This window comes from Streptomyces viridochromogenes (assembly GCF_001270495.1).
Classification (GTDB): domain Bacteria; phylum Actinomycetota; class Actinomycetes; order Streptomycetales; family Streptomycetaceae; genus Streptomyces; species Streptomyces viridochromogenes_A.
This window is the reverse complement of record NZ_LGUR01000093.1, coordinates 1-658: the sequence shown is the minus strand read 5'-3', so window position 1 is coordinate 658 and position 658 is coordinate 1. Positions and strand designations below refer to the sequence as shown.

At 65.3% G+C, this 658-nt stretch carries 1 protein-coding gene; it reads left to right on the top strand.

Translation table 11 applies throughout. From position 1 onward, the window contains the following. On the top strand, positions 1-497 hold a 497-nt coding region (locus tag ADK36_RS10075; RefSeq protein ID WP_159391108.1), incomplete at its 5' end, for a DUF3459 domain-containing protein. Between the last annotated feature and the right edge of the window lie 161 nt (positions 498-658).

Below are 658 nucleotides of genomic sequence, written 5' to 3'. Positions count from 1 at the left end.
ACAGCGGCTACGAACTCTGCGAGAACACACCCCTGCGCAAGGGCAGCGAGGAGTACCTCCACTCGGAGAAGTACCAGCTGCGCCCCCGCGACTGGGCGGTGGCCGAACGCGAAGGCCGCACCATCACCCCCCTGATCACCCAGCTCAACGCCGTCCGACGGGCGAATCCGGCCCTGCGGCAGTTGCGTGACCTCCACTTCCACCACGCGGACCAGGAAGCGGTGATCGCGTACTCGAAGCGAAGCGGTTCGAACACGGTTCTGGTGGTCGTCAACCTCGACCCGCACCACACCCAGGAGGCAACGGTCTCGTTGGACATGCCGCAACTCGGCCTGGACTGGCACGAGTCGGTGCCGGTGCGCGACGAGCTCACCGGCGAGACCTATCACTGGGGCAGGGCGAACTACGTGCGTCTCGAACCGGGCACTCGTCCCGCGCACATCCTCACCGTCCTGCGACCGTCCACCCCGCAGATCGGAGGGTCACCCACAAAATGATCGTCAACGAGCCCGTTCAGGACACCTTCGAGGACACTCCTGCCAAGGATCGTGACCCGGATTGGTTCAAGCGCGCCGTCTTCTACGAGGTCCTGGTCCGCTCCTTCCAGGACAGCAACGGTGACGGCGTCGGCGACCTCAAGGGCCTGACCGCGAAACTC